This is a genomic window from Selenomonas sp. oral taxon 126 (genome assembly GCF_001683335.1).
GTDB lineage: Bacteria > Bacillota > Negativicutes > Selenomonadales > Selenomonadaceae > Centipeda.
The window spans coordinates 2382450-2388461 of record NZ_CP016201.1; the positions used below are offsets into that span (position 1 = coordinate 2382450).

2 protein-coding genes are annotated in these 6012 nt (G+C 60.7%); both read left to right on the forward strand.

The genetic code is table 11. From position 1 onward, the window contains the following. Window positions 1-2 precede the first annotated feature (2 nt). The gene (locus AXF19_RS10855; protein ID WP_066848710.1) at window positions 3-3596 is read left to right on the forward strand and encodes a PD-(D/E)XK nuclease family protein; all 3594 of its coding nucleotides are present in this window, start codon (window positions 3-5) and stop codon (window positions 3594-3596) included. After that, on the forward strand, window positions 3553-6012 hold a 2460-nt coding region (locus AXF19_RS15560), incomplete at its 3' end, for a UvrD-helicase domain-containing protein (protein ID WP_237141600.1). The genes AXF19_RS10855 and AXF19_RS15560, both read left to right, overlap by 44 nt.

The following is a 6012-nucleotide window of genomic DNA, read 5'->3' on the forward strand; positions in this document are numbered from 1 at the left end:
TTATGACGGCAGGAGTGAAGTTCATCATCGGGCGCGCGGGCACGGGCAAGACACACGCCTGTCTTGCGGCGATGACGGAGGCTTTGATGCGCGAGCCGCTCGGCAGACAGCGCATCCTCCTCGTGCCGGAGCATATGACCTATGCAGCAGAGCGCGCATTGGCAGAGACCCTGACGGACAGCGCGGGCTTTTTACAGGCCTATGTGTTCGGTTTTCGCCGCCTTGCGCGACAGGTTCTCCTAGAAACTGGTGGGGCGCATCTTCCGCGCATCAGCGAGATCGGACGCCGCATCCTGCTCAAGGACATCCTGCTGAAGCACAGGGACGAGCTTTCTGTCTTTGCGCGCTCCGTCACAAAGCGCGGCTTTACAGAGACATTGGCGCGCACCATCGCCGAGCTCAGACGCTACCGCCTGAGCCCAGAGATTCTGCGCGATACTGCCGATCAAAGCAGAGACAGCGCGGGGCGGCTGCCTCAGAAACTAAAGGAACTTGCGCTCATCATGGACGAACTGTCCGCGCGCATGGAGGGGCGGCTGACCGATCAGACAGATCGGATGGAGCGGCTTGCACAGCAGCTTGCGGATGCGCCCTTTCTGCGCGGTGCTGAGATCTGGGTCGACGGATTCGATTTCTTCAATCCGCAGGAGCTGGCTGTCTTTCGTGCACTCTTTCAGACGGCAGACATGATTCACGTCAGCCTGACGATGGACGGACGGCGTGAGGGTGATCGCGTGCGTACGAATTTACCCGAAAATACATTGGACACGGGGCTATTTGCACGCAGCTATCAGACCATGAACGCGCTGACGGATACTCTCACGGAGCTCGATCCGTCCGCCGCTCCAACCATCCGACTGATGCAGGAACAACACCGCGCGCAGAGTGACGCGCTCAGAGCGGTCGAGGCGAAGCTGTTCGGTCACGAGCGCCTTGCCCCTGTCACAGACGATGCTCTGAGACTCGTGGAGGCTGCGAATCCGCGCCTTGAGGCGGAATCCGTGGCGGCGGACATCCTCCGCCTCGCACGCGAAAAAGAGTACCGCTATCGCGAGATTGCAGTACTCGTGCGCGATATAGATACCTACGGGGAACTCCTGACACAGGCATTGACGGACTGCGGGATTCCATGCTATCTGGACGCAAAACGTCCCAGCACGCATCACCCGCTCGCCGAACTTCTGCGCGCTGCAGCACAGACAGCGTGGCGCGGCTGGGGCTATGACAGCGTATTCCGTGCGCTGCGCACAGGATTCTTTCCCGTCACCGCAGACGCAGCAGAGAGTGCAGCGGAAGAAGACGAACTCTTTGACTGCGGCGACTGGCAGGAGGCCGTGGATCGGCTCGAGAACTACTGCATTGCGTTTGGCATCCGTACCGAGCGTCAGTGGACGATGACGGACGAGTGGAACTTCGTCCGCCGCGCAATCCCAGATGAGGAGATGGGAACCGAGCAGAACGCCCTGCGCATATCCGAAGAGATCACCCTTGACGCCATGCGCAGACGCATCGCCGCACCGCTCTCCATACTGACGCAGCATCTCTCGAGCAAGCAGAGCATGGCATATGAGCGCACGCGCGCGCTCTATGACTTCCTCGATCAGCTGGGGGCGCAGCAGACGCTCGATGCGTGGCGGACAGCGGCAGATGCGGAGGGGCGTCTCGCGGATGCGACGGCGCATCGTCAGATCTGGACTTCCTGCATGACGCTCTTCGAGCAGCTTGTCGAGGTCAGCGGTGAGGAGGAGATCTCCGCCCGTGACTTCGAGGAGCTGCTGGGGGACGGATTGGATGCGCTCGAAATCGCATTGATTCCTCCGGGACTCGATCACGTGACGCTTGCTTCCTTCGATCAGAACAGCCTCGCAGACATCCGCGCCGTCTACATCGTGGGCGCCAATGCGGGCATCATGCCGCGCGCCGCAGCGCCGCAGGGCGTATTGTCGGACGCAGACCGTCTGTCCATACGCGAATCGCTTGCCGATACGCCGCATATGATCTTCGGCGGCACACAGGAGCAGACGTTTCTCGAACGCTATCAGCTCTATCGCGGCTTCACGGAGGCGCGGGAATACCTGTGGGTCTCCTATGCGCTTTCCTCTGTCGACGGCACTGCGCTCGCACCTTCGCCGCTCGTGGCACGTCTGCGCATGATAGCGCCGGAGCTGCTCTCGATACCGCTTGCAATGGTACAGCGGCAGGACGATCTCGTCCTGTCTGCGCCGCATCCGATGCTTTCGTCGCTTTCGAGCGCATTGCTTGGGCAGAAGGAGCTGGGGGAAATGCGCCCCCTGTGGCAGGATGTCTACAACTGGATGCGCATCGATCCCGCCATGCACCCACTCCTTCGCCTGATGGTACGCGGTCTGTTTGCCGCGCCGCGCGAGGACTTTCTTTCTGCCGCTATTGCAGCGGAGCTGTACGCGCGGAACGGGAGGATCAGCGGCAGCACGACCCGACTCGAGACCTTCCGTCAGTGCCCGTTTCGCCACTTTGCGAGATATGGGCTTGGTCTGCGAGAGCGCGATGTCTATGAGTTCCAGAGCAGCGACTTTGGAACGCTCCTGCACGAGATTCTGCACGGATACGGCGAGTGGGTACGCACGGAGCATGACAATGACTGGGTCGCAGCGGAGGCGGGCGGCGCGGCGCAGATTGATGCCCTCATGCAGGATCTCATGCCGAAGATACGCAGCGCTGTCCTCATGAGCAGTGCAGGATACCGTCACCGCGTCGAGCGGATACGGCGCACCGCGCAGCAGGTCATCCGCCATCTCACCTCGTGGGCGAGGGCATCCTCCTTTCATCCCCATGGATTTGAACTCAGCTTCGGACGCCGCAGCGACGGGGTCAAGGTGGCGGATTTTCCGCTCTCCAACGGCATGACCCTGTCCCTGCGCGGTCAGATCGACCGATTCGACGTGACGCGGGACATGGGCTACTACCTCGTCCTCGACTATAAGACGGGCGGGACATCGCTCCTTTTGCCGGAGATTCGGCACGGGCTGAAAATGCAGCTGCTCCTCTATCTCTTCGTCGTGCGCTCTCTGCTCGATGGCAGCAGCATCCCTGCCGGCATGCTCTATGTACCTGCTGTGACTCCCGTTGTTCCGAACGACAAGCGTCTGGATGACGAGAGTCTGCAAAAGAAAATCGCGGCTGCAATGGTACTCACAGGCCTCCTGATCAAAGACGAAAAGATTGTGAAGCAGATTGACGCGATGGGCGAGCATCTCTGCATATCGTTCAACAAGGATAGCAGCTTTTCCAAGAACTCGGAGAAGTACATTCACTCACGGGAGGAGTTCGAGCAGCTCCTCGCATATCTGCCGAAGCTCGTATGTGAGACAGCCGAGGAGATACTGCAGGGGAACATACAGGTTGCACCCTATCGCTTCAACGACCGCAATGCCTGTACCTTCTGTACCTATCGTGCCGTCTGCGCGTTCGAGCCGGAACTCGGGCGGGGCGATGTCTACCGCGATATTGCAGACAATGGACAGGCGGCGATGGAGGAAATCGCACGGATCGTATGCGGGGAGGTGAAATCCGATGGCACAGATGACATTTACAGCAGATCAGAAAAAGGCGATTGAGACCCACGGACAGAATATCCTCGTGGCGGCAGCGGCAGGCTCCGGAAAGACGCGTGTCCTCGTGGAGCGCATCATCTCGCAGGTGCGCAGCGGCACACTCTCGCTTGACCGCGGCCTCGTCCTCACCTTTACCAAGGCGGCGGCATCGGAGATGCGTGAGCGCATCGAGGCGGCGCTCAACGAGGAGATTGCCGCACTGGCTGTGGGCGGCGGCTCCGCCTTCGAGCTTCATCAGCGCATCGGCGCGCTCGAACGCCAGCGCGTCCTGCTCACAGGGGCGGACATCTCGACCTTTCACTCCTTCTGTCAGCGTCTGATCCAGTCGCATATCGACGCGACCGACATCCCGCCGAACTTCCGTATTGCGAGCGAGCAGGAGATCAGCCTTCTGAAAAACAAGGTCGTGGAAGATCTGCTCGAAGAGGAGTATCAACGTGCCGAGAACGGCGATGCGGACGGATTTCTTGCCTTTTCCGACGCCTATGGCGGGCTCAGGGGCGATGACGAGCAGCTGCAGAGCGACATCCTCTCCCTCCATGCCTTTTCGCTCAGTCAGCCCTCACCCGAGACATGGCTGCGGGCACAGGGGCAGGAGAGTGCGGATACGCCGTATTGGGCGCGCAGCGGCTTTTCCATGCTTGCGGATGAGCTGAAAGAAGCTCTCTCGCAGCTGTGCGCGGACTATGCCGAGGCAGAAGCGCTCCTCTGTGCAGGGGATGCAAATTTGCGTGCGGCGGCTGCAAAATGTATCAATGTGCTCGCGGGCAATCGGGAGATTTACGAGGCGCTCCGTTCCTCACTCGATCACTTTCTGCACGCAGAGGATGCAGGCGCGTGGGAAACATTTCTGACGGAGGCAGCCGCAGCAAAGAAACAGCGAAAAAGTATTCCGCGCAAGACAGTCGAGGACTACGATGCCACAGTCGGCGCGCGTCTGAAAAAGCTGACGGAGAAAATTCACGGCGCGTGGGACGGCTCGATCGGACAGCTTCCCACAACGGCGGATGAACTCTGTGAGACGGAAAACCGCGCAAACGCGTCAATCCGTCAATACGCACGCCTGACAAGCGCATTTCACAAGGCGTTTCAAAAGGAAAAACTGCAACGCGGCATCCTTGACTTCGGCGACCTCGAACACACGGCGCTTGCGCTCCTCTGCGCGCAGCCCGCGCTCCTGCAGGAGAACCCGACCACCGCCATGCCGACGGAGATTGCAGAGGAGCTGCGCAGACATTACGATGCAATCATGGTGGACGAATATCAGGATACGAACGGCTTGCAGGAGGGCATCCTGAGTCAGATCGCACGAGACGCGAACCGCTTTATCGTCGGCGATGTGAAGCAGAGCATCTACCGCTTTCGCCTTGCCGATCCCGCCCTCTTTCAGGCGACCTATCGGAAGTATCGCACGAATGGGGCGGACGGGACACTCGTCACCATGTCCGAGAACTTCCGCAGCCGTGCCGAGGTGCTTGAACCCATCAACGAGATATTCTCCCAAATCATGAGCGAGGAGGCAGTTTCCATCGCCTATGACGAGGCTGCGCGGCTGAATCCCGGTCGGACATTCGATGATCTGACGCAGGGGAAATCACTCGCGGAGCCGCTTGAAATCGACCTCCTCCGTGCCGATTACTCCGCCTCGGAGGATGAGGAGGCAGAGGAGGAGCGCAAGGCATTCGAGGTCGAGGCGCATTTCATCGCGCGCCGCATCGAGGAACTCAAATCAGAGGGCTATGTCCTGCAGAACGGGGAGCCTCTCCGCAACAGGGACATCGTGATCCTCCTGCGCGGGGCGAAGGGGCGCGCAGGGCTTTTGCTCGATGCACTGCGCGCGCGGAACATCCCCGCCTATGCGGATGATACAGCGGGCTACTTCGAGGCGAGCGAGATTCGCATGATCCTCTCCCTCCTCGCCGTCCTCGACAATGCGCGTCAGGACACCCCGCTCGCCGCTGTGCTCACCTCGCCGATGATCGGTCTCACGATGGCGCAGATGGCGGAGCTGCGCGTGCGCACGCCGAGCGGCAGCATCTACGATATGCTCACGGGCGCGGCGGGGGATGAAGCGGCCGAGAACGCATTGGAGCGCATTCGCCGCTGGCGCCGCCATGCGCTGACCCACAGTGTTCCCGAACTGCTCTGGGCGCTCTACCGCGAGACGGGATACTATGACTATGTCGGCACGCTCCCCGGCGGCACGCTGCGTCAGGCGAATCTGCGCATGCTCATCGACCGCGCCGCCGACTTCGAGCGGACGAACGAGCGCGGATTGTTCCGCTTCCTGCGCTACATCGACGCACTGAAACGCCGCAGCACGGATCTCTCCGTTGCCCGAACCCTCGGCGAGAGTGAGGATGTCGTGCGCATCATGACGATCCACAGGAGCAAGGGGCTGGAGCTGTCTCTTCTACAC

Excerpts from the sequence above, each read along its gene's own strand:
- AXF19_RS10855 (WP_066848710.1), top strand. The coding sequence starts at position 3 with ATGACGGCAGGAGTGAAGTTCATCATCGGGCGCGCGGGCACGGGCAAG.